Here is a 23,423-nt window from a genome sequence, read left to right as displayed (position 1 = left end):
AACACCAAGGAGACAACATGAGACTGCTGCGATATGGCCCCGCGGGCCAGGAACGACCGGGCCTGCTCGACGCCGACGGGATCCTTCGGGATCTTTCATCCTTCGCGCCGGACATCACCGGCGAAGTGCTTTCGCCCGCGAGCCTTGCCAGGCTCGCGGCGCTCGACCCGCAGGGCTTTCCGGCGGTGCAGGGCCAGCCGCGCCTGGGCCCACCGGTCGGGAACATCGGGAAGTTCATCGCGGTCGGCCTGAACTACGCGGACCATGCGGCCGAATCGAACCTGCCGCTGCCGACCGAGCCGACGGTATTCACCAAGGCGACTTCCTGCATCGTCGGACCCAACGACGAGGTCACCATTCCGCGCGGATCGGCCAAGACGGACTGGGAGGTCGAACTGGGCTTCGTGGTCGGCACGCGCGCGAGCTATGTGCCCAAGGAACGCGCGCTGGAGCACATCGCGGGCTATGTGCTCGTCAACGACGTGTCCGAGCGCGCCTTCCAGATCGAGCGGGGCGGCACCTGGGACAAGGGCAAGGGCTGCGACACCTTCGGCCCCATCGGCCCCTGGCTCGTGACGCGCGATGAAGTGGGGGATGCGCAGCAACTCGGCATGTGGCTCGACGTGAACGGCCAGCGCCGCCAGACCGGCCACACCGGCACCATGGTGTTCGACTGCGCAACCATCCTGAGCTACCTGAGCGAGTTCATGACGCTGATGCCGGGCGACGTCGTCACCACCGGCACGCCGCCCGGCGTCGGCATGGGCATGAAGCCGGAGCCCGTCTACCTGAAGGCCGGCGACGTGATGACCCTGGGCATCGACAGGCTCGGCACGCAGAGGCAGGCCGTGGTTGCGTGGAAGGAGGCCGCATGACCGCCGCTCCTTACGCCAACCGCTTCGCGGGCCGCCGCGCCGTCGTCACCGGCGGCGCCGCCGGCATCGGCCTGACCTTTGCCACGCGCTTCGTCGCCGAAGGCGGCTCGGTGAGCCTGTGGGACATGAACCAGGAAGCGCTGGACCAGGCGCGCGCCGCGCTCGGCGCCAAGGCCTCCGGCGTCAAGGTCAACGTGGCCGACTGGGCCGAGGTTGAGGCCGCGGCCGCCGCTTCGGCCGCGCAGCTCGGCGGCGGCATCGACGTGCTCGTGGCCTGCGCGGGCATCACCGGCCCCAACGTGCCGCTGGCCGAGTACCCGGTGGACCAGTGGCGGCGGGTGGTCGACGTCAACCTGAACGGCCTTTTCTACTGCAACCGCGCGGTGGTGCCGTATATGCAGGCCGGCAACTACGGCCGCATCGTCAACGTGGCCTCGGTGGCGGGCAAGGAGGGCAATCCCAACGCCTCGGCCTACAGCGCGTCGAAGGCGGCGGTGATCGGGCTGACCAAGTCGCTCGGCAAGGAACTCGCCAAGGCCAACATCACGGTCAACGCCGTCACGCCGGCGGCCGTGAAGACCGCGATCTTCGACCAGATGTCGCCCCAGCACATCGAGTTCATGCTGTCGAAGATCCCGATGGGGCGCTTCGGCACGGTCGACGAGATCGCGGCGGTGATCGGCTGGCTCGCGAGCGAGGAGTGCTCGTTCACCACGGGCAGCGTGTTCGACGCCTCGGGCGGCCGCGCCACCTATTGAAGAAGAAGGCGCGCGGCCGGCACGCCGCGATTTCCTGCCTCATGCATACAGGGTGCCCGCCAGGCGGCGGCGCACCTCGAACAAACACAAACAACGGAGACCTCGATCATGAATTCAATCGCCGCGGGCACTGCGCTCGACAAGGTGATCGCCAAGGCGATACGCCGCCTGGTGCCCTTCCTGCTGCTGATGTACGTGCTGGCCTTTCTCGACCGCGCCAACGTCGGCTTCGCCAAGAAGGCCTTCCAGCTCGACACCGGCCTTTCGGACGCCGTGTTCGCCTTCGGCGCCGGCATTTTCTTCATCGGCTATGCGCTGTTCGAAGTGCCGAGCAACCTGATCATGCATCGCGTCGGCGCGCGCGTCTGGATGTGCCGCATCATGGTGACCTGGGGCCTCGTGTCGGCCGCGCTCATGTTCGCGCACGACGAGACCAGCTTCTACGCACTGCGCTTCCTGCTCGGCGTTGCCGAGGCGGGTTTCTTCCCCGGCGTCATCTACTTCCTCACGCGGTGGTTCCCGGCCAGGGCGCGCACACGCGTGATCGGCATGTTCTATTTCGGCGCGCCGCTCGCGTTCATCTTCGGCAGCCCGCTGTCCGGCCTGCTGCTCGAACTGAACGGCGTGTGGGGCCTGAAGGGCTGGCAATGGCTGTTCCTGGTGGAAGGCGTGATGGCGTCGCTGGTCGGCGTGTGGGCCTACTGGTACCTGGACAACAAGCCGCTAGATGCGCGTTGGCTGTCTGCCGGCGAGCGCCAGATGCTGGAGCGCGCCATCGATGCGGAAGAGGAACAGAAGACCGCGCACGGTCCCGCCACGGTGCTGAAGGCGCTGGCCAATGGCCGCGTGCTGTTCCTCTCGCTGATCTACTTCCTGATCCAGGTCAGTGTCTACGGCGTGGTGTTCTACCTGCCGACCCAGGTGGCGGCCCTGCTCGGCAAGAACGTCGGGGTGCTGGTGGGCTTCGTCGCCGCCATTCCATGGGTCTGCGCACTGGTGGCCGCGTACTTCGTGCCGCGCCTGGCCGAGCGCAGCGGCAGGCATGCGCTGATCGCGCTGGTGGTGCTGGCCGTCTCGGCGGCCGGCATCGCGGTGTCGGTCAATGCCGCCTCGCCACTCGTGGCACTGATCGCGCTGTGCTTCGCGGCGGCCGGCTTCATCGCGGTGCAGCCCGTGTTCTGGAGCTTCCCCACCGCGTACCTCGGCGGTGCGGCGGCGGCGGGCGGGATCGCGTTGATCAACTCGCTCGGCGCGATGGGCGGCTTTGTCGCCCCGAACGTCAAGGCCTGGGCCGAGCGCGCCTTCGCGTCTCCCAGCGCCGGGCTCAACCTGCTGGCGGCCACCACGGTGATCGGCGCCATGCTGTTCCTGGCACTGCGCCAGACGCGCAGCGCCGCAAAGGCCGTCGCGTAGCGCCACCCTTCATTTCTCTGCTCGACGAAAGGATTCCCCATGAGCATGCCCACCATCAAGCACGTGCGCGCCTTCACCATCCGCGGTGGCGGCGCCGACTACCACGACCAGGCCGACGGCCACTGGATCGACGACCATATCTCGACGCCGATGAGCAAGTACCCCGAGTATCGCCAGAGCCGCCGGAGCTTCGGCCTCAACGTGCTCGGCACGCTGGTGGTGGAGATCGAGGCCAGCGACGGGACCGTCGGCTTCTCGGTGACGACCGGTGGCGACCTCGGCTGCTGGATCGTCGAGAAGCACCTGGCCCGCTTCATCGAGGGCGCCAGGGTGACCGACATCGAGAAGATCTGGGACCAGATGTACAACGCCACGTTGTTCTACGGCCGCAAGGGCATCGTGCTCAACACCATCTCCGGTGTCGACCTTGCGCTGTGGGACCTGCTGGCCAAGGTCCGCAAGGAGCCGGTCCATGCACTGCTCGGAGGCCCGGTGCGCGACGAACTGAGCTTCTACGCCACCGGCGCCCGGCCGGACCTGGCGAAGGACATGGGATTCATCGGCGGCAAGATGCCGCTGCACCATGGGCCGGCCGAGCGCGAGGAGGGGCTGAAGAAGAACCTCGGCATGCTGGCCGACATGCGCGCCAAGGTGGGCTCCGACTTCTGGCTGATGCTGGACTGCTGGATGAGCCTGGATGTGGAATACGCCACGCGCCTGGCGACGGCCGCGCGCAACGAATTCGGCCTCAAGTGGATCGAGGAGGCGCTGTCGCCCGACGACTACTGGGGCTACGCCGAACTGCGCCGCAACGTGCCGCGCGGCTTGCTGGTGAGCACCGGGGAGCACGAAGCCACGCGCTGGGGCTTCCGCCTGCTGCTGGAGATGGAGTGCTGCGACATCCTGCAGCCCGACGTCGGCTGGTGCGGCGGCATCACCGAGCTGATCAAGATCTCGAACCTGGCCGACGCGCACGGCAAGCTGGTGGTGCCGCACGGCTCGTCGGTCTACAGCTACCACTTCGTCATCACGCGCCACAACAGCCCGTTCGCCGAGTTCCTGATGATGGCGCCGAAGGCGGACGAAGTGGTGCCGATGTTCAACCCCCAGTTGCTCGACGAGCCGGTGCCCGTCAATGGCCGCATGAAGGCCTCCGCGCTCGATGCGCCGGGCTTCGGTGTGCGGTTGAACCCGGACTGCATGCTGCATCGCCCCTTCCCGAGGTGATGCGCGCCTAGGGCCAGGGCGTGGGCGGCGGAATGTCGCACACCGGCTCGACATCAATGCTCTTGAAGTCCGCCGGCGAGACGATCTCCAGGTATTCCATGTCGGGCGAGTAGTCGAACAGGAAATGGCGGATGCCCGGCCGCTGGTGCACCACGTCGCCGGCTTCGACCAGCGTTTCCTTGTCTTCGTACATGAACCGCGCCCAGCCCTTGAGCATGATCACGATCTGGAAGTCGGCCTCGTGGCGGTGCCAGCCGGTGCCCGTTTCCGGTGCCATGTTGGCCTTGACGAGGTGCGCGATGACCTTGCCGTGGGTGGCCTCGGCAATGCCGAGGTCGCGGTAGAGGAAGAAATCGCGCAGGCCGCCCGAGACGTACGCTGTGTCGCCGGGCTTGACGTGGGAGAACTGGGTGGCGGATCGGTCCGGCATGGGGCGCTCCTTCGCGGGTGGTGTGTGCCGTGGTGCGGCACGCATAAAGCGTTCCCGAGACTGGCGCCCGCAACGCCGTCTCAAGAAAAACACCATATACTCAACCATATGGTTCACTCAGACAATGCCACGCTCGACGCCGTCTTTGCCGCGCTCTCCGACCCGACACGCCGCACCGTGCTGGAAACCCTGGGCGAGCGCAGCCTCAGCGTGACCGAGCTCGCCGAGCCGCATGGCATGTCGCTGACCGGCTTCATGAAGCACCTGCGGGTGCTGGAGGACGCCGGGCTCATTTCGCGCACGAAAGAGGGCCGGATCGTGCGCTGCGAACTCTCGCCGCGCCCCATGCAGGAGGCTGCCGTGTGGTTGTCTCGCTACGAGAAATTCTGGACCGGGCGCCTCGACGCGCTGGCGCGCTTTCTCTACCACCAAGAGGAGACCGAATGGCAAAACCTGCCGCCCCCGCCAAAGAGCGACCCTCGCTCACCCTCCGCAGGCACTACCCCGTCGCCCCCGAAAAAGTCTGGCGCGCGTGGACCGACCCGCAAGCGCTGAAGGCCTGGTTCGGCCCCGAAGAAATCGTTTCCGTGCCGCTGGCCGAAGTCGACCTGCGCGTGGGCGGCCGCTTTCGCGTGGCCATGCGCGCGGCCGACGGCGAGACGCACGACGTGAGCGGCGTCTACCAGGAGCTCGTGCCCAACCGCAAGCTGGCCTTCAGCTGGGCCTGGCGCAGCACGCCGGAGCGCGAGTCGCGCGTCACGGTACGAATCGAGCCCGACGGCACCGGCTGCGAACTGGTCCTGCTGCATGAGCAGTTCTTCGACGAGGCCGCGCGCGACGGGCACAGCCATGGCTGGACCGGCGCCATGGTCAAGCTCGAGCGGTGGCTGGCGCAGCAGCAGGGCGCATGACCGGCTTCCACGCATTGCCTGGGCGCTGGCGAAGACCCATACTGGGGCCTCCACGAGACGACGAACGGAGCCTCCCATGAGCAATGAACTTCGCAAGAAGCTGCACGACCTGGCGGAACTGGCCGACAACACCTCGGACCCGCAGACCAAGGCCATCGTCGAGGCCATACGGCTGCAGACGGCCGTGCTGAACGAGCGGCTCTTCGCCATCGAACTGCAGCTGGGCACGCTCACCAGGCGCATGGAAAACACGACGGACTGAGTGGCCGCCGCTTTGTAGGGATAATCCCCACCATGAGCGGCAACACCTTCGGAACTCTCTTCGCGGTCACCAATTTCGGCGAGTCGCATGGCCCGGCCATCGGCTGCGTCATCGACGGCTGCCCCCCGGGCATGGCACTGAGCGAGGCCGACATCCAGGGCGATCTCGACCGCCGCCGTCCCGGCACCAGCCGACACGTCACCCAGCGCAACGAACCCGACGCGGTGCAGATCCTTTCCGGCGTCTACGAAGGCAAGACCACCGGCACCCCGATTGCGCTGCTGATCCAGAACACCGACCAGCGCAGCAAGGACTACGGCCAGATCGCCCAGCAGTTCCGCCCCGGCCACGCCGACTTCACCTACTGGAAGAAATACGGCATCCGCGACCCGCGCGGCGGCGGGCGCTCTTCGGCGCGGCTCACGGCGCCCATGGTGGCCGCGGGCGCGGTCGCCAAGAAGTGGCTGGCCGAGAAATACGGCATGGTGTTTCGCGGCTGCATGACGCAGATCGGCGAGATCGCCATTCCGTTCGAGAGCTGGGACCATGTGCCCAACAACCCTTTCTTCGCACCCGTCGCCGACGTGAGCGAGCTCGAGGCCTACATGGACCGCCTGCGCAAGGCCGGCGATTCCTGCGGCGCGCGCATCCGCGTGACGGCCGGCAATGTGCCCATCGGCCTGGGCGAACCGCTGTTCGACAAGCTCGACGCCGAGATCGCCTACGCGATGATGGGCATCAACGCCGTGAAGGCGGTGGAGATCGGCGCCGGCTTCGACAGCATCACGCAGCGCGGCACCACGCACGGCGACTCGATCACGCCCACGGGCTTCGTCACCAACAACGCGGGCGGCATCCTGGGCGGCATCAGCTCGGGCCAGGACCTCGAGGTGAGCATCGCGATCAAGCCCACCAGCTCGATCATCAGCCCGCGCCAATCCATCGACATCCACAACAACCCGGTCGAGGTGGTCACCAAGGGCCGCCACGATCCTTGCGTCGGCATCCGCGCGACGCCCATCGCCGAGGCCATGCTCGCACTGGTGGTCATGGAGCACGTGCTGCGCAACCGTGCGCAGTGCGGTGATGTGCAGGCCCAACCCGAGAAGCCGGAATCCGCCTCGCCGCAGGCGTCCTTCCTCTAGTGTCTACTGCGCCACCCGTGGCCGCCGGGCGCGGCCACCTGCTGGCGTTCGCTGGTCTGTCGGCCAGCTATTTCGCGCACATCGGTTTCTTCAACCCCTACCTGCCGCTGTGGCTCCAGGACCTGGGGCTGCCGATCTTCACGATCAGCCTGCTGGCCTCGGTGCAGTCGATCACGCGCGTGTTCGCGCCCTATGCCTGGGGTGCGCTCAGCGACCACACCGGGCAGCGCGTGAAGCTGCTGCGCTTCAGCGCCGCCGTGGCGCTCGCCAGTTCGTTCGGGCTCTGGTGGCACGGCGGCGCCTGGTGGCTGGCGCTGGTGCTGCTGGTGATGTTCACCCACACCAGTTCGATGATGTCGCTCACCGAGGCCGCCATGGCGCAGCTGGTGGCGGGCGACTGGGGGCGCTACGGACGCATTCGCCTTTGCGGCTCGGCCGGCTTCCTGGTGACCGTGTTCTTTGCGGGCGAGTGGTTCGAGCACTTCGGCATGAAGCACTTTCCGGCCTGGGCCGCGGGCACGCTGGCCATCGTGCTGATCGCGACGATGAAGCTGCCCGACATCCGCGAGCCGGTGGCGGCGCACGACGCGGTCAAGGAGCCGATCGGGCCGGTGCTGCGCATCCCGGCGGTGCGGTGGTTCTTCGCGTCGCTGTTCTTCCAGGTGATGTCGCACTTCTCCGTCTACGCTTTTTTCTCGCTGTACCTCGATTCGCTCGGCTACGGCAAGAGCGTCATCGGCCTGCTGTGGGCGTTGTCGGTGGTGGCCGAGATCGTCTGGTTCTTCCTGCAGGGGCGGCTCATCGGCCTCTTGCCGATGCCGCGCTGGATGCTGGTGTGCGGCATTGCCGCCGTGGCGCGGCTGGGCCTCACTGCGGGGCTGGGCGGCTCGATCGCGGCGCTCGTCGTCGCGCAATGGCTGCATGCGCTGAGCTTCGCGGCGCACCACACGACCTGCATCGCCGTGGTGTCGCGGCGCTTTCCGGGCCGCCTGCGCGGAAGGGGACAGGCGCTCTTCACGGTGATCGGCTATGGCTTCGGCGGCGTGCTGGGCGTGCTGCTGGGCGGTGCGGTGGCGCAGGAGCTGGGCTACCGCACCATGTTTGCGCTGGCGGCCGTGCTGGCGGCGGTGGGGAGCCTGTGCGCGTGGCGGGTGGTGAGACTGGAGCGGGTGGGCAAGGCCTGAGCTTCTTGCGGCGTGCGCGCGGAAATCGCACGGCAAACAAAGTGTCACGGGCCCTCAATGCCCACGTCATCGGGCTTGCCTACGCTGCGCGCTTTCCAACGCTTTGCCATCCCCATGTCTGTTTCCGACGATCCGCGCGGCGCGCGCACTCCGAGCCATCCTTCCCTGCCCGAATCCCATGGCGAACCGGCGGCCCCGCCGCGCCGCCAGGTCCTCAAGCTCGGCGCATCCCTGCTGGCCGTCGGCGGCAGCAGCGCCATGCTGGCCGCCTGCGGCGGAGGAGGCGGCGGTGCGCCCGGCTTCGGACCGTTGCCGGCCCCTGCACCCGCTCCGGCGCCTGCACCGCCGCCGCCCGCGGCGCCGGCCGACACCAGGGTCTCCAGCTTCGCGCTCGCCGTGATGCCCGACACCCAGTTCTATGCGCGCTATGCCACGGCCGCCGAGAACGACCAATACGACAAGCGTTTCGGCAGCGCACCCTTCGCCGCCCAGACGAAATGGATCGCAGCCAATGCCAAGGCGCTGAACATTCCCTTCACCATTCACCTCGGCGACGTGGTCGACCAGGTCGGCAAGCCCGACCAGTGGAAGGTGGCCGATGCTGCCATGAAGGTGCTCGAAGACGCCAGGCTGCCCTACAGCGTGCTCGCCGGCAACCACGACGTGCTGAACGACGTGGACTACAGCGTCGACCCGAACAGCGGCACCGACGCGACCCGCACGCTTGCCAACGAGCCCTACCTGCAATGGTTCGGCACCGAGCGCGCCAGGCGCCAGTCCACCTTCGGCGCGCGCGACGCCAGCGGCTTCCACGAATACCACGTGTTCGAGGCGCAGGGCCAGAAGTTCATGGTGCTGTCGCTGTCGTGGCGCATCTCGGATGCCGGCATCGCCTGGGCGCGCCAGGTGATCGCGAAGAACCCCACGCTGCCGGTGATCCTGGTCAACCACCAGCTGCTCAACATTGCTGCCGACGGCACCAGCCCGCTCGAGACCGACTACGGCAAGATGCTCTGGGAGAAGCTGATCCGCGACAACGACCAGATCTTCATGACGCTCAACGGCCACCATCACGGCGCCGCGCACCTCACGAAGACCAACGACTTCGGCCACCAGGTCGAGGAGATGGTGGTCGACTACCAGATGGCCTACCAGGGCGGCAACGGCCTGATGCGCCTCTATGAATTCGACCTGACCCGCAAGCAGATCAAGGTGCTGTCGTTTTCGCCCTGGGTGCCGCAGAAGCCGGCCGCCACGCTGACGTCCTTCGACCAGGCCGTGCTCGCCACGCCCAACGAGGCCTTCACCATCGAGATGGACTTTGCGCAGCGTTTCGCAGGCTTCAACAAGAGCTTCGGCACGGGCAGCGCCACCATCGACGGTTCGCTGGTCGACCAGGCCAGGGCCATGATCCTCGCGAACTACACCGAGCCCGAGGTGCTCGCACAGCGGCCGGCCTCGAATCCGGACGACTATCCCAAGGTTGCGAACACGCTCGCGCACTGGCGCTTCTTCGGCGGCACCGCCAACCAGCCGGTGCTGCCTGGAACCATCATTGCAGACGTGGCCGGCGCCAATCCGCTGCACCGCGACGCGCTGAACCAGGGCGGCATCCAGGGCGCGGCGGACGGCGACATCGTCTGGACCGACGACCGCCACCATCTCTCGGCGGCGCCGGGCTCGGTGCGCTTCCTGAACACCGACAAGAACCTGCCGCGCCTGAGCTACTTCCTGACCGAGGCAGCGGCACCGATCAATGGCCAGACGCTGGACAACGGCTACACCGTCGAGGCCTTCGTGAAGATCGACAAGAGCTGGACCAGCAGCAAGCAGGCATGGATGAACATCATGACGCGCGACGGCCGGCGCGGCGAGCTTGCCGGCTACCAGGGCGGAGACCCGGAAGCGCCGCCGATGCTGTTCGCGATCTCGAGCCTGCGCGAAGTGCAGTGGGAAGTGGTGCCGAGCGCGGCCGGTGTGCGCTCTCCCAAGACCAACTGGTCCGGCGAGGTGATTGCCGACCGCTGGGTGCATATCGCCATCGTCAACGACCCGGTGTCGCACGACACCACGATGTATGTCGAAGGTGCGCCGGTGCTGCGCAACATCGGCAACGCACCCGGACTGGCCACGCTCTCGGCCAGTTCGCCCTGGGTGGTGGGCGGCGGCTCGTGGGACGGCGCCCGCGCCGACGGCTTCTTCGGCAACATCGGGGAAGTGCGCGTGGTGGGCGCTGCGCTGGCGCCTGGGCAGTGGCTGACGGCGCGCGCGGGTTGAACCAGAACAGATAGGGGCGGGGCTGCTGCTTCCGCCCCGCCTTTTCGGGTTTCCTGCGCGCGACGCCCATCGCCGAGGCCATGCGGCTGGACGATGTTTGTGCTGGCCTTCATGCAAAAGAAAAGCCGCGTTGCACCGCAAATGCGGCGCAACGCGGCGTGCGCGAATGTGAACGGCGCCAGCAACAAGTGCCGGCGCCGCACGATCAGGGCACCAGTCCGATCTGGAGGTAGCCGCTGGCCGGGTTGCTGCGTGCACCCACGACGACCGACAGCGAGCCGTCCTGGATCGCGAAATAGCGGTCGGTGCCCGCACTATTGATGAGTTTCAGCGCGGGAATCGAGGCGCTCGCCGCGTTGAGGCCATAACTCACGTTGGAGACGGTGCCATCGGCCTTGGTCAGCGCTGCGGTATAGGTCGTCGCGTCGAAGCCGAAGGTGCCCCAGGTGCCGTTGTTGTCTCCACCGCGTGCCGTGGTGTTGAGCCACGTCGGCGAATCGACCAAGCCGATGCGGAAGATCGAGTCGTTCGGCGCGACGGAGTTGATGCCCGCCGAGAGGTAGACATTCTTTCCGCCCACGAGGATGACCGAGAAAGCGCCCCTGTCGTTCGCGTTGGTCACGTTCACCGTGCTCCATGAACCTGCTGACGAGCCAGCCGAAATGCTGTAGGTTGCGATCGAGGCCGTTGGGCAGGCTGCAATGGAGGTGATGCCGACTTCATTGCACAGCAGCAGCGACGTGCCACCTCCAGTCACTTGAACCTGGCGGATCTGCGAATCGAGCACACCTGGCCGCAGGTTGATGCCGAGGCGGTTGTAGACCCCATCGAGTGCGCTTTGCGTCGTCACCGTGGTGCGGGCCCCAATGAACGGCTGGACGGCGTAGCTCCCCGGAACCTGTGCCACCTGGAACGGGAACGAGCCCACCACGGTGTCCGTGGTCAGCCGGAACCGGCTGTTGTTTGCCGCCGCCGTATTGCGCGAGCTCTTGAAGACATAGCTTCCCGACTGCGAAGCATCGGCGCTGAACGAGTCCGATGCGGCGACGCCGGTTTCATCGGTCATCACGTACGACATCGTGTCGAAGTTGAGCGCGAGCGTCTGCTGGCTGCCGTTCGTCGCGAACACCTTGTAGGACAGGTTCCGGGCATCGCCGGCGGCAACATTGAAGACCGTGTCCTTGGTCAGGGCTGCATTGGATGTCGCCTTGGCGCTAACGGTGAACAAGCTTGCGGAATTGGTGTTGTTCGCAATCTGCGCCGACCACTTGGTGCTGGAAATGTCCGGATTGCGCAGGCTCACGGAGCCGGCGGGGTCGGAGGTGCTGGTCCAGTCGGATCCCAGGTTGGGGGTGACCGTGATCACATCGCCCGGCTTGACGGAATACTTGCCGTCTCCATTGGCCGTTGCCGAACTGCCATTGACCTGAACAGTCATGCTCAATGTCGCGGCGGGCAGGATCGGAAATGGCACGCCGCCGCCTCCGCCACCACCCCCGCCTCCACATCCCCCCAACGCCCCGACCAAAGCGGCCGCGGCGGAAATATAAAACCATTTCATTACATTTTTTCCATTTTTGATTGAAGTCGATGCCCGTCGGAAGACAGGCGACTCGACGCTTTGATCGTAAATGAATACATGAAAATGTAAGAATTTATGGGCACCGGGATATCCCGAGTGTTGCCCTTCCGCCTCGGTTTGGTACGTAGGGCCCCGGTCGATGTTCGCCTCATGAAGCCCCCAAATCAATTATTCTTTATGGCGCTGACGATAAATAAATATATAAATAATTTAAATATTATTTAAGATTTTATTGAATTTCAAAATGAAACAATAATATCATTCTTAATTGGTATTGCCTGGACCCTCGGTCGAAGCGCCTTCAGGACCTTCCAATCGAAAACGTGTGCGAGATCACCTCGCGAGGGCCAAGGAAGGCGCGAGGCAAACTTGCGCCCCCTCGGGTTTTCGATAACTAAAACCACTTGATTTAGTCGCTTCGCTCGCCGATAGTCTCCCTGCGTCCGGCCGCCGCGCTCCTTCCACACAGGGGCCGCTGCCGGTTATCCAGCCCCGCGGGCGCTTGCCGCCCGCCAACGAACGTACGGAGACAAACCATGTTCAGCTCCCGCTCCATCCTGGCCATGGCGGCCATGTCCCTGGCCGCATCGTCTGCCGCCTTCGCCGCCGACCAGCCCGTCATCGGCCTGGTCACCAAGACCGAAACCAATCCCTTTTTCGTCAAGATGAAGGAGGGCGCGCAGGAAGAGGCCAAGAAGCTCGGCGCCAAGCTGCTCTCGGGCTCGGGCAAGGCCGACGGCGACAACGCGGGCCAGATCACCGCCATGGAAAACATGATCGCCGCGGGCGCCAAGACCATCCTCATCACGCCGAGCGACGCCAAGGCCATCGTGCCGGCGATCAAGAAGGCGCGCGACAAGGGCGTGATGGTGATCGCGCTCGACAGCCCGGCCGATCCGCCGGATGCGACCGATGCGCTCTTTGCCACCAACAACTACACGGCCGGCGTGCTGATCGGCGAATATGCCAAGGCCGCGATGGCCGGCAAGACGCCGAAGATCGTCGCGCTCGACCTGCTGCCGGGCCACCCGGTGGGCGCGCAGCGGCACAACGGCTTCATGAAGGGCTTCGGCCTGCCGGCCAACGACGCCAAGTCGAACGAGCTGTCGAAGGCGCCCGAGATCGTCTGCATGGCCGACAGCTTCGGCGACCAGGCCAAGGCGCAGACGGCGATGGAAAACTGCCTGCAGAAGGCGCCCGACGTGAACCTGGTCTACACCATCAACGAACCCGCCGCGGCCGGTGCCTACAACGCGCTGAAGCGGGCAGGCAAGGAGAAGGGCGTGCTGATCGTCTCGGTGGACGGCGGCTGCCAGGGCATCAAGGACACCAGCGCCGGCATCATCGCCGCCACTTCGCAGCAGTACCCGCTCAAGATGGCCGCGATGGGCGTGGCGGCGGGCGTGGAGTTTGCCAAGACGGGCAAGAAGGCCTCGGGCTACGTCGACACGGGCGTGACCCTGATCGCGGGCAAGAGCGTGGCCGGCGTCGACAGCAAGGACACCAAGACCGGCGCCGAGCTGTGCTGGGGCAAGAAGTAAGCATCGGAGCGCTTTGATGGCGAAATCTCCAACGCACCACATTCCGTGGGGCGCCCTGGGGCCGTGGCTGGCCCTGCTTGGCGCATGCATCTTCTTTGCGACCCAGTCCGACCGTTTTCTCACGGGGGACAACCTCTCGCTGATCCTGCAGCAGGTGATGGTGGTCGGCGTGATCGCCATCGGCCAGACGCTGATCATTCTCACGGCGGGCATCGACCTGTCGTGCGGCATGGTGATGGCGCTGGGCAGCATCATCATGAGCAAGTTCGCGACCGAGCTCGGGCTGCCGGTGCCGGTGGCCATTCTGTGCGGCGTGGGCGTGACGACGCTGTTCGGGCTGGTCAACGGCCTGCTGGTCACGCGCATCAAGCTGCCGCCCTTCATCGTGACCCTGGGCACGCTGAACATCGCGTTCGCGATCACGCAGCTGTATTCGTCATCCCAGACCATCACCGACCTGCCCGCCGGCCTCACGGGGCTGGGCACCACCTTCGCCGTCGGCGGCGCCGCGGTGGCCTGGGGCGCGGTGCTGATGCTGGTGCTCTATGCGCTCGCATGGTTCGTGCTGCGCGAGACGGCCGCGGGGCGGCACATCTATGCGGTGGGCAACAACGCCGAGGCCACGCGCCTGGTCGGCATTCCGACGCAGCGCGTGCTGCTGGGCGTGTACGTGGCGGCGGGCGCGCTGTACGGCATTGCCTCGCTGCTGTCGGTGGCGCGCACCGGCGTGGGCGATCCGAACGCGGGGCAGACCGAGAACCTCGACGCCATCACGGCCGTGGTGCTCGGCGGCACCAGCCTGTTCGGCGGCCGCGGCGTGGTGCTGGGCTCGCTGATCGGCGTGCTGATCGTGGGCGTGTTCCGCAACGGGCTCACGCTGATGGGCGTGTCCTCGATCTACCAGGTGCTGGTGACGGGCGTGCTGGTGATTCTGGCAGTGGCGGCAGACCAGCTGTCGCGCCGGGGAGCACGTTGATGAATACCGTGGCAAACCCCAAGATCGTGATGCAGGCCAAGGGCCTGGTGAAGCGCTACGGCCAGGTCACGGCGCTCGACGGTGTCGACTTCGAACTGCGCGAAGGAGAAATTCTCGCGGTGATCGGCGACAACGGCGCGGGCAAGTCGTCGCTGATCAAGGCGCTGTCGGGTGCCATCGTGCCGGACGAGGGCGAGATCCTGCTCGACGGCGCGCCGGTGCACTTTCGCAACCCGCTCGACGCGCGGCGTGCAGGCATCGAGACGGTCTACCAGGACCTGGCGGTGGCGCCCGCCATGACGATCTACGAGAACCTCTTTCTCGGCCGCGAGCTGCGTCGCCCCGGCTTCCTGGGCAACATGCTGCGCATGCTCGACAAGAAGAAGATGCTGCACGAAAGCGCGGCCCGCATGGCGGACCTGAAGGTCGGCATCCAGTCGATGACGCAGGCCGTGGAAACGCTCTCGGGCGGCCAGCGCCAGTGCGTGGCGGTGGCGCGCAGCGCGGCCTTCGCGCGGCACGTGGTCATCATGGACGAGCCCACCGCGGCACTTGGCGTGAAGGAGGGCAACATGGTGCTCGAGCTGATCCGCCGCGTGCGCGACCGCGGCCTGCCGGTGGTGCTCATCAGCCACAACATGCCGCACGTGTTCGAGGTGGCCGACCGCATCCACGTGGCGCGCCTGGGCAAGCGCGCGGCGGTGCTCAACCCGAAGAACATCAGCATGAGCGACACGGTGGCCGTGATGACCGGTGCCATGACCGCCGACCAGCTGCCCGCGGAGGCGCATGCCTGATGCAGAAGCCCCTGCGCGCTCGCCCGACCTGCTGCGGCCTCGCGGGTCCAACCAGGTCGGCATGCGCCAGTTCAACGAGCGCACCGTGCTGCAGGCGCTGCGCGTTCACACCAGCCTGCCCAAGGCCGACCTCGCGCGGCTCACGGGGCTGAGCGCGCAGACCATCGGGCTCATCACCGCGCGGCTCGAGGAAGACGGGCTCATCATCAAGCAGGGCCGCGTGCGCGGCCGCATCGGGCAGCCTTCGGTGCCGCTCGCGCTCAACCCCGACGGGGCCTTTGCCATCGGCATCAAGGTGGGCCGGCGCGGCGCCGAATGGCTCTTGATCGACTTCACCGCGAAGGTGCGCGAGCGGCATGCGATCAGCTACGACTTTCCCGATGCGGACGAACTGCTGCCTGCCATCGCGCAGCACATCCACCGGCTGCGCGAGGGCCTCGGGCCGCTGGCGGTGCGCAACGTGGGTGCGGGGCTGGCCGCGCCGTTCCAGCTCGGAGGCTGGCATCGCACGCTCGGGCTGTCGAAGGCGCAGGCCGACCTCTGGAACCAGATGGACCTGGCGGCCGAGGTGCGCGCGCGCACCGAGCTGCCCGTGAGCTTTGCGCGCGACACGGTGGCAGCCTGCGTGGCCGAGCTGGTGGGCGGGCGCGGCCATGACCTGAAGAGCTTTCTCTACATCTTCGTCGACACCTTCGTGGGCGGCGGGCTGGTCATCAACTCGCACCTGCACACCGGCGCGCACGGCAACGCGGGCGCATTGGCATCGCTGCCGATGCAGCCGGCGCAGGCTGGTGCGGGCGCGGCGCTGCCGCCGCAGGTGATGGCCGAGGCCTCGCTGTGGGAACTGGAACAGCGGCTGCAGGCCCAGGGCCTGGATACCACCGCGGCCTACGACGACCGCGCGCTGCAGGCGCCCTTTGCCGCAGCCACGCAGGCCTGGCTCGGCTCCGCATCGCTGGCGCTGGCGCATGCCATCGTGAGCAGCACGGCGGTGCTCGACCTGGCCGATGTGGTGATGGACGGCTCGATGTCGCGCTCGCTGCTGCAAGCCCTGCTCGAGCAGACCCGTGCCGCGCTGGCCCGGTGCAACTGGGAGGGCTTGTGGGCGCCGCAGCTGCATGGGGGCAGGGTGGGTGCGCAGGCCTGTGCGCTGGGCGGCGCGATGCTGCCGCTGCACGCCAACTTCGCACCGGACCACGATGTGTTCCTGAAGGCGGCTTGAGGCGCGGCGCCGGTCCGGTTCTGAACCATGCCGCCTATGGCCGCGCCGCTGCTGCATGCAGGTTGCGTGGCAGTCGCAGCGTGCTTGCGCGTGCGCTTTCGGGGCAGGGCCCATCGGAATAGAGGGCATCGCCCTCGGGCATGACACACTTTTGCACTTCGACGAAGGCCGGCGGCTCTGCTGGAGCGACCGCCGGGCTTTCGATGACGGCGTTCACGAGTGGCGCGCGAAATGGCACCGGCGGGGCAGGCGTTTCCCTGGCCGGCACCGGGGGCTCGACATGGGCCGGCATGGTCGCTGCCGGCAAGGCCGGTGCGCGCGCGGTGCTTTCGTGCACCAGGTCTTTCAAGGCCACATAGAAAAGGGATGTCGCCAGCAGCGCCACGGCCAGGCAAGGCGCCCAGTACCGTTGCGAGCCGGATCGGCGCCCAGCATCCGGGTGCCTGGACGGGTCGATCGCGTGTTCCGGGCTCATGGCTGAAGCTCCTTGGTTGTCTTCAGCCGTTCTTACCGGCGCCCGCCGGGCGCTGCTGTAGGCCTGCGCCATGTGGCGCTAAGGAATCCGCCGCGTCGATGCCGTGGAAAGGACCGCTGCGGGGCCTCGCCCGCCCGGGTTCTTCAGGGCTTCCAGCGCCGCAGACCCAGTTCTTCGGCGAGCTGCCGGTAGGCCTGGATGCGGGCCTGCACGTAGTCGTCGAGCGCGGCGCCGGTCAGCGCGAAAGGATAGAGGCCATGCCGTTCGCGCAGCGCCGCATAGCCGGGTGCGGCCGTGGCTTCGGCGAACGCCGCGGTCCATGCGCGCACCGCGGCATCGGGCACGTTCGCGCTGAGGTACAGGCCGCGCACGGTCGGCCAGACGATGTCCACGCCTTGCTCTCGCGCGGTCGGCACACCGTCGAGTGCACCGCCCAGCCGCGCCTGCGAGAGCACGGCCAGCAGCCGCACCGCCGCGCCGCCCGCGATGGCCTGCAGCGCCTCGGCGGCGTCGCCGGGGAACGCATCGACGTGCCTGCCCTGCAGCGCGCCCAGCGCGTCGCCGCCGCCTTCGAAGGACACGAAGCGCATGGCGCGGTGGTCGCGGCCGGCGGCGCGCACCAGCAGCGCGGCCTTCACCCAATCCTGGCTGCCGACCGTACCGCCCGCGCCAAAGGCCACGCGCGAGGGGTCCTGGCGCAGCGCGGCCACCAGGTCCTGCAATTGCCTGTAGGGCGAGTCGCGGTGCACGGCGATCACGCCGTAGTCGGTGCCGAGCGCGGCAATCCAGCGCACGGCCGCGGGCGCATGTGGACCGAAGCGGCCCTGCGCGAGGTTGAGCAGCGAGCCGCTGGAGAACGCCACCAGCGTGCCCGGCCCGCCGAGCCGGCCGGTGGCGATGCGGTCGAAGGCCACCGCGCCGATGCCGCCCGGCAGGTAGCGCAGGCCGAGCGGCGGCCGCGCGGGGCGCACGGCCTGCAGCGCATCGCGCGCCAGCGCGCAGGTCAGGTCGAAGCCGCCGCCGGCCTTGGCGGGGATTACGCATTCGGCCGCGGCCAACGACGGATCGGTGGTGCTCTGCGCCATGGCCGTGCGCGCGATGCCGGGCATCAGCAGTGCAGACAGCGCGCTGAGCGCATGGCGGCGGGTGGCGAAAGGAATCGGCATGGGAGCGTTGGGCGGCGCGGCGTCCCGGCTAGCTGGCCGCCGGACGGGGCCACCAGATGATCGCATGCAGCCCCGTGCCGGACTCGCGTGCCTCGAGCCGCAGTTCCCCGCGGTGCCGCTGCGCGATGGAGCGCGCGATGGCCAGGCCGAGCCCGAAGCCGCCCTTGCCCGCGCGGGCCCCGCGGCGAAAGCGCTGGCCCAGCGCGGTGCGCTCCTCATTGCTCAGGCCGGGGCCGTCGTCCTCGACGTTGAGGCTCCAGCCCGCCGCATCGCCCGCCGCGAAGAGGGTGATCGTGCCTTCGGCCGGCGTGTAGGCGATGGCATTCGCCACAAGGTTGCTCAAGGCTTCGCGCAGCAGTGCCCGGTCGGCCACCGCGAAGAACTCGGGCGCGGGCGCATGGATGCCCAGGTCGATGCGCTTGGCGCGCGCGAGCGGCAGCAGGTCGACGGCCACTTCGCGCAGCAGCGCCGCCAGGTCGAACTCGGCGGGCTCCACCGCCACCGTGTCGCTGCGGCCCAGCGCCAGCAGCTGCTGCGCGCTGCGCGTCGCGCGGCCGATCTCGGTGCCGAGCGCGTCGAGTGCGGCCTGCACCTGCGCCGGGTCTTCCTCGCGCCTGGCGTAGTCGGCCTGCATCTGCAGCGTGGTGAGGTGCGTGCGCAGCTGGTGGGACGCATCGTCGAGAAACTGGCGCTGCTGCGCCGCCAGTTCCTGCGTGCGCGACATCTGCTGGTTGACGGCGGTGACCAGCGGCCGGACTTCCGCGGGCAGGTCGGCGTCCGCGATTCGGGTCAGGTCGTCGGACGCGCGGGCCTGCACCTCGCGCGCGAGCCGCGACAGCGGCCGCAGCGCCGCGGCCAGCGCCAATGAGGTGCTGCACAGCAGCAGCGCGAGCACCAGTCCGTCGCGCAGCGCGGCGCTTCGGACAAAGCGCGCGCTGAATTCCTGCCGCGAGCGCGTGCTCTCGCCCACCTGGATCAGCACGCTGCGCCCGGTGCTGCCGGCCGGCGTGCGGTCGAGGTCGCGCCGGTAGGCCGCGAGCCGCACGGACTCGCCGAAATAGCTTGCGTCGTAGAAGGCCGGCACGCCCGTGCGCAGCTCGGCGGGCGGCGCGGGCAGGTCGGCGCTGCCGAGTTCGACCAGGCCGTCGGAGGTCGCCACGCGAAAGAACACCTGGCCGCTGGCCGTGAGCTCGAAGAACTCGAACATCGTGTAGGGCAGTTCGACCGAGAGGCCGCCCGAGACGGTGGAGATGTTCGCGTCGATCGACTTGAGCGCGCCGAGCAGCGAGCGGTCGTAGGCCGCGTTGGCGGCGGCCAGCGCGTCGTGCCGCGTCATCCACAGCTCGATGCCGGTCACCAGCAGCAGGGCGGGGAACAGCAGCAGCGCGAGCCGCCGCCACAGGCTCGTGCGCCGCAGGCGCTGTGCGAATGGGCGCAGCGCACTCACTCAGTCGGCTTCCAGCACGTAGCCCAGGCCGCGCAGCGTGACGATGCGTACCCCGCTGCCGTCGAGCCGCTTGCGCAGCCGGTAGACCAGCACCTCGACTGCTTCGAGATGCACCTCATCGTCGTCGGAGAACACGCGCTCGAGGATCTGCTGCTTGGACAGCGGCTCGCCGCTGCGCTGCACCAGCACGCGCAGCACCGCCTGTTCGCGCGGCGACAGTGCCAGCGCTTCGCCGTCCAGCACGAACTGCCGGCGCGCGCCGTCGTACGCGAGCGGCCCGCAGGCCAGGCGCGGATGCTCCACGCCGCGCGCGCGGCGCACCAGCGCATGCAGCCGCGCCTCGAGTTCGGCCAGCGCGAAGGGCTTGGCCAGGAAGTCGTCGGCGCCCGCGTTGAGCGAGGCCACGCGCTCGCTCAGCGAATCGCGTGCGGTGAGGATCAGCGCGGGCAGCCGCTGGTCGCGCTCGCGCAGCCGCTGCAGCACTGTGTGGCCGTCCATGCCCGGCAGGCCGAGGTCGAGCACCAGCGCATCGTGGTCGCGCTGCTGCAGCGCGCGGTCCGCGAGCCGGCCGTCGTCCACCCATTCGACCTGGATGCCCGCATGCTCCAGCGCCTTGCACAGCCAGGTGCCCAGGGTGTGTTCGTCTTCGGCCAGCAGGATGCGCATGGCGCGATGCTAGAGGCTGCGCAATCAGTCCGGTTTGATGTTTGCCCTTGCAATCACCTTCTGCCAGCGCGCCTGCTCGGCCGCGATGAACTGTGCGAACTGCTCGGGCGTGCCGCCGACGGCCTCGGCCGCATCGGCCGTGAGCCGCTGCATCGAATCCGGCGACTTCACGGCCTTCATCGTTTCGGCCGAGAGCTTGGCGAGGTTCGCGGGCTCGATGTTGGCCGGTGCGAGCATGCCGTACCACTGGGTCATCTCGAAGCCCGGGAAGCCCTGCTCGGCCACCGTGGCCACGTCGGGCAGTTGCGCGAGGCGCTTGGCCGAGCCGGTGGCGATGCAGCGCACCTTGCCTGCCTTGATGAACGGAATGATGGCCGCGGCGCCGATGGCCGAGGCGTCGAGCCGGCCCGAGAGCAGGTCGGTCACCATCGGCCCGGTGCCGCGGTAGGGCACGTGCAGCATGAACACGTCCGCCGTCATCTTCAGGTATTCGAAGGCCAGGTGGCCCGCGCTGCCGTTGCCTGCGGAGCCGTAGCTGAGCTTGCCGGGCTTGGACTTGGCGTAGGCGATGAATTCCTTGAGGTTCTTCGCGGGCACGTCGGGGTGCACCACGTAGAGGCTGGGCACCTTGGCCAGCAGGCTCACGGGCTTGAAGTCCTTGTTCGCGTCGTAGGGCAGCTTGGCGAAGATGTACGGGTTGACCGCCAGCGTGCCGATGTGGCCGAGGATGATCGTGTGCTGGTCGGTGCTGCGCGCCACCTCGCTCATCGCGATGTTGCCGGCCGCGCCTGGCTTGTTGTCGACGAAGACGCTCTGGCCCAGCGTGCGCGAGAGTTCGGCGGCGGTGGAGCGCGCCACGATCTCCGAGCTGCCGCCCGGCGCAAAGGGCACGACGAAGCGCACCGACTTGCTGGGCCATGCCGACTGGGCCAAGGCGAGAGAAGGAAGCAGGCCGCCGAGGGCGAGCGCGGACCCGCCCTGCAGCCATTGGCGGCGCGTGGGCTGCAGGTCGTTCGGGAAGAAGTTGTCGGACATGGTGCTTGTCTCCATCGATCTTGTAGAAAAGGAAAGCCGCCATCCTGCCCGGCGGATGCTGTCGGAATGCTGTCAGTCCGCGATTCAGATCAGGTTGCGCATGGCTTGCGCCGTCTCGCGCAGCACCGGCAGCACGCGGGCGACCGCGTCCTCGGAGCTTTCGTGGCCCATCGGCATGGTGATGTTGAGCGCGCCCACCAGCGTGCCGTGCCGGTCGCGCAGCGGCACCGCAATGCCGCGCGAATTGAGGTCCAGCTGCTGCTCCGACAGCGCCCAGCCCTGGGCCCGGATGCGCGCGAGCTCCAGCTTCATGCGCTCCTTGCTTGCGATGGTGTGCGAGGTGAATACCTGCAGCTGCCGCGTGGCGAGCCAGCCGGCCAGCTCGGCGTCGCTGCGCAGCGCGAGCATCAGCATGCCTGCGGCCGTGACCTGCGCCGGCACCCGCGCGCCCAGCACGTAGCCCGTGCTCATGCTGCGGTTGGGTCCGTTGCGCGCGATGTAGACCACCTCGTCGCCGTCCATCACGCTGAGGTAGGCGATCTCGCTGGTGCCCGCGGCCACGCGCTGCAGGAAGGGCTGGACGATGCGCGGCAGCCGCGCCGAGTCGAGGTACGACTGCCCGAGCCGCAGCACGCGCGGCGTGAGCCAGAACAGCTTGCCGTCGCTTGCCACGTAGCCCATGTGCTGCAGCGTCAGCAGATAGCGCCGCGCGGCGGTGCGCGTCATGCCGGTGCGTTCGCCGGCCTGGCTGGCGGTGAGTCGCGGATGGGCGTCGTCGAAGGCTTCGATGATGCTCACGCCGCGTTCCAGCCCGGCGATCCAGTCGCGCTTGTCGAGGCCGGCCGGCGCGGGGGAAAGATCGGTGGCATCGGTGCTCATGGCCCGAAGTGTGCCGTGCGGCGGGCGGTGCGGCGGCCCGGCTGGATAAGGACAAACCCTGTTTATGTACGATCATCGAACGAATAAGGACGATTGTCGATCGATGTGGGCTTGATTCCTGAGCGAAATCCATGGAGAGGTGGCTAAAGTTCGCCTTGGCAATGGTCCTGGAGCGATTGCCGTACAAAAAAAGAGGCAAGACATGACCACCTCCATCAGCGGCAGCACCCTGGCGTACCTGATCCCCGGCGACCCCGTGCGGAACGTGCGCCTGCCCCGGATGTTCAACGCCGCCTTCGAGCGCTTCGGCATCGACGCGGTGCTGGTGCCCGTGCAGGTGCCGCTGCGCGATTTCGCGGTGTTCTTCAAGTCGGCCTTCCTCGCGCGCAACGTGCGCGGGATGGTGATTGCACCGCCGCACAAGCCGCTGGCGGTCGACCTGCTCGACGGCTGCGGCCTGTTCGGCCGCGTGGCGGGCTCGGTCAACGTGGTGCGCCGCATCGAGAACAACGAGCTGGAGGGCGACCTGTTCGACGGCGAGGGGCTGCTGGGTGCGCTGGACCACTTCAACATTCCATTTCGCGGCAAGCGGGTGCTGATCCTGGGCGCCGGCGTGAGCGCCGCGGCCATCGGCGTGGCGCTGGCCGAAGGCGGCACGGTCGACGGCGCCGAGCACATCGCGTTCTACGACACCTCGGCCGGCAGGGCCGCCGGCGTGGCGGCCAAGCTCGACGCCTTCTTCGATGCCAACGTGGTGGCGGTCGACCGCAATGCGCCCGAGGGCTACGACCTCGTCATCAACGCCACGCCGCTGGGCCTGGACGAGGCGGACGCGCTGCCCGTCGACGTCGCGCGCATGGACGCCCATGCCGCGCTGTTCGACATCCTGCTGCGCAACCAGCCGACGCCGCTGGTGCGCGCCGCGCGCGCGCGCGGCCTCAATGCGCAGGCCGGCTTCGAGATGCTGATCCAGCAGATGCCGCACTACTTCGGCTACTTCGGCCACAAGGATGCGGCCGAAGCGCTGCGCAAGGACGCGGATTTCCTGCGCGAGCTGATCTATCCGGCCGCCATGGCCGCGGAGATTGCCGCCCCCTTGCGCTATCGCTCCGCCAACGTCGCCTGAAAACGCGGACGGACCCAGAACAATTTCAA

At 67.9% G+C, this 23,423-nt stretch carries 23 protein-coding genes; 15 read left to right on the top strand and 8 right to left on the bottom strand.

All coding sequences use genetic code 11. The features are described from left to right. Positions 1-17 precede the first annotated feature (17 nt). The 4 genes from ACAM54_RS16360 to rhmD all read left to right on the top strand — a co-directional run bounded on the left by ACAM54_RS16360 (position 18) and on the right by rhmD (position 4,273). Positions 18-875, top strand: a complete 858-nt coding sequence (locus ACAM54_RS16360; protein WP_369648260.1) for a fumarylacetoacetate hydrolase family protein — start codon at positions 18-20, stop codon at positions 873-875. Beyond that, on the top strand, positions 872-1,633 hold the full coding sequence (locus ACAM54_RS16355; protein ID WP_369648259.1) for an SDR family NAD(P)-dependent oxidoreductase: 762 nt from the start codon (positions 872-874) through the stop codon (positions 1,631-1,633). The genes ACAM54_RS16360 and ACAM54_RS16355 overlap by 4 nt, the downstream gene beginning before the upstream one ends. Before the next feature lie 108 nt (positions 1,634-1,741). Then, a complete protein-coding gene (locus tag ACAM54_RS16350) occupies positions 1,742-3,046 on the top strand; it encodes an MFS transporter (protein WP_369648258.1) in 1,305 nt (434 codons plus the stop codon). 39 nt (positions 3,047-3,085) lie between these two features. After that, positions 3,086-4,273, top strand: a complete 1,188-nt coding sequence (gene rhmD, locus ACAM54_RS16345) for an L-rhamnonate dehydratase (RefSeq protein WP_369648257.1) — start codon at positions 3,086-3,088, stop codon at positions 4,271-4,273. A 7-nt stretch (positions 4,274-4,280) separates the two neighbouring features. On the opposite strand, the gene ACAM54_RS16340 is transcribed toward rhmD, so the two are convergent. Then, positions 4,281-4,703: a cupin domain-containing protein gene (locus ACAM54_RS16340; protein ID WP_369648256.1), complete on the bottom strand. Its 423-nt coding sequence runs from the start codon at positions 4,701-4,703 to the stop codon at positions 4,281-4,283. Between the two features lie 108 nt (positions 4,704-4,811). Here ACAM54_RS16340 and ACAM54_RS16335 point away from each other — a divergent pair, with 108 nt between their 5' ends. The 6 genes from ACAM54_RS16335 (at position 4,812) to ACAM54_RS16310 (ending at position 10,482) form a co-directional block, all read left to right on the top strand. After that, complete coding sequence (locus ACAM54_RS16335) at positions 4,812-5,258, top strand: helix-turn-helix transcriptional regulator (protein WP_145747793.1); 447 nt, start codon at positions 4,812-4,814, stop codon at positions 5,256-5,258. Then, positions 5,147-5,614, top strand: coding sequence for an SRPBCC domain-containing protein (locus ACAM54_RS16330; protein WP_369648255.1), 468 nt, complete (start codon positions 5,147-5,149; stop codon positions 5,612-5,614). Before ACAM54_RS16335 ends, ACAM54_RS16330 begins: the two co-directional genes overlap by 112 nt. A 76-nt stretch (positions 5,615-5,690) precedes the next feature. Then, positions 5,691-5,876, top strand: coding sequence for a hypothetical protein (locus tag ACAM54_RS16325; protein ID WP_018905556.1), 186 nt, complete (start codon positions 5,691-5,693; stop codon positions 5,874-5,876). Positions 5,877-5,908: 32 nt separating this feature from the next. Continuing rightward, positions 5,909-7,021, top strand: a complete 1,113-nt coding sequence (gene aroC / locus ACAM54_RS16320; protein WP_369648254.1) for a chorismate synthase — start codon at positions 5,909-5,911, stop codon at positions 7,019-7,021. After that, complete coding sequence (locus tag ACAM54_RS16315; protein ID WP_145747790.1) at positions 7,021-8,205, top strand: MFS transporter; 1,185 nt, start codon at positions 7,021-7,023, stop codon at positions 8,203-8,205. Before aroC ends, ACAM54_RS16315 begins: the two co-directional genes overlap by 1 nt. Positions 8,206-8,319: 114 nt before the next feature. After that, entirely contained in the window at positions 8,320-10,482 is a 2,163-nt protein-coding gene (locus ACAM54_RS16310) for a LamG-like jellyroll fold domain-containing protein (protein ID WP_369648252.1), read from the top strand. 205 nt (positions 10,483-10,687) lie between these two features. Here ACAM54_RS16310 and ACAM54_RS16305 read toward each other — a convergent pair whose 3' ends face one another. Further along, positions 10,688-12,043 (bottom strand): hypothetical protein, encoded by a 1,356-nt coding sequence (locus tag ACAM54_RS16305; RefSeq protein ID WP_369648251.1) that lies wholly within the window; start codon positions 12,041-12,043, stop codon positions 10,688-10,690. 557 nt (positions 12,044-12,600) lie between these two features. Here ACAM54_RS16305 and ACAM54_RS16300 point away from each other — a divergent pair. Genes ACAM54_RS16300 through ACAM54_RS16285 form a run of 4 tightly spaced genes read left to right on the top strand, consistent with a single transcriptional unit; the run spans position 12,601 to position 16,600 of the window. Then, positions 12,601-13,605 (top strand): sugar ABC transporter substrate-binding protein, encoded by a 1,005-nt coding sequence (locus ACAM54_RS16300; protein ID WP_145744593.1) that lies wholly within the window; start codon positions 12,601-12,603, stop codon positions 13,603-13,605. Positions 13,606-13,621: 16 nt separating this feature from the next. Beyond that, a complete protein-coding gene (locus ACAM54_RS16295; protein ID WP_145744595.1) occupies positions 13,622-14,581 on the top strand; it encodes an ABC transporter permease in 960 nt (319 codons plus the stop codon). After that, positions 14,581-15,378, top strand: a complete 798-nt coding sequence (locus ACAM54_RS16290) for an ATP-binding cassette domain-containing protein (RefSeq protein WP_309929416.1) — start codon at positions 14,581-14,583, stop codon at positions 15,376-15,378. Before ACAM54_RS16295 ends, ACAM54_RS16290 begins: the two co-directional genes overlap by 1 nt. After that, positions 15,371-16,600: an ROK family transcriptional regulator gene (locus tag ACAM54_RS16285; protein WP_307698065.1), complete on the top strand. Its 1,230-nt coding sequence runs from the start codon at positions 15,371-15,373 to the stop codon at positions 16,598-16,600. Before ACAM54_RS16290 ends, ACAM54_RS16285 begins: the two co-directional genes overlap by 8 nt. A gap of 34 nt (positions 16,601-16,634) precedes the next feature. Here the strand turns inward: ACAM54_RS16285 and ACAM54_RS16280 are convergent, their stop codons facing one another. From ACAM54_RS16280 to ACAM54_RS16255, 6 genes are all read right to left on the bottom strand, one after another. Next, positions 16,635-17,075, bottom strand: coding sequence for a hypothetical protein (locus ACAM54_RS16280; protein ID WP_369648250.1), 441 nt, complete (start codon positions 17,073-17,075; stop codon positions 16,635-16,637). 143 nt (positions 17,076-17,218) lie between these two features. Beyond that, positions 17,219-18,241, bottom strand: coding sequence for a Bug family tripartite tricarboxylate transporter substrate binding protein (locus ACAM54_RS16275; RefSeq protein ID WP_369648249.1), 1,023 nt, complete (start codon positions 18,239-18,241; stop codon positions 17,219-17,221). 28 nt (positions 18,242-18,269) lie between these two features. Continuing rightward, positions 18,270-19,688 carry a sensor histidine kinase gene (locus ACAM54_RS16270; protein WP_369648248.1) on the bottom strand — a complete coding sequence of 473 codons (1,419 nt, stop codon included), beginning with the start codon at positions 19,686-19,688 and terminating at the stop codon, positions 18,270-18,272. Further along, entirely contained in the window at positions 19,689-20,354 is a 666-nt protein-coding gene (locus tag ACAM54_RS16265) for a response regulator (RefSeq protein ID WP_145744605.1), read from the bottom strand. Between the two features lie 24 nt (positions 20,355-20,378). Then, the gene (locus ACAM54_RS16260) at positions 20,379-21,389 is read right to left on the bottom strand and encodes a Bug family tripartite tricarboxylate transporter substrate binding protein (RefSeq protein ID WP_369648247.1); all 1,011 of its coding nucleotides are present in this window, start codon (positions 21,387-21,389) and stop codon (positions 20,379-20,381) included. An 84-nt stretch (positions 21,390-21,473) separates the two neighbouring features. Beyond that, positions 21,474-22,268, bottom strand: coding sequence for an IclR family transcriptional regulator C-terminal domain-containing protein (locus ACAM54_RS16255; RefSeq protein ID WP_145744608.1), 795 nt, complete (start codon positions 22,266-22,268; stop codon positions 21,474-21,476). 202 nt (positions 22,269-22,470) lie between these two features. On the opposite strand from ACAM54_RS16255, the gene ACAM54_RS16250 reads away from it, so the two are divergent. Continuing rightward, positions 22,471-23,394, top strand: a complete 924-nt coding sequence (locus tag ACAM54_RS16250) for a shikimate dehydrogenase (RefSeq protein ID WP_369648246.1) — start codon at positions 22,471-22,473, stop codon at positions 23,392-23,394. The last annotated feature ends 29 nt before the right edge of the window (positions 23,395-23,423 follow it).

Origin of the sequence: Variovorax sp. V93 (assembly GCF_041154485.1) — a bacterium.
GTDB lineage: Bacteria > Pseudomonadota > Gammaproteobacteria > Burkholderiales > Burkholderiaceae_C > Variovorax > Variovorax beijingensis_A.
The sequence above is the reverse complement of the archived record's forward strand: the minus strand, read 5'-3'. Positions and strand labels throughout refer to the sequence as shown.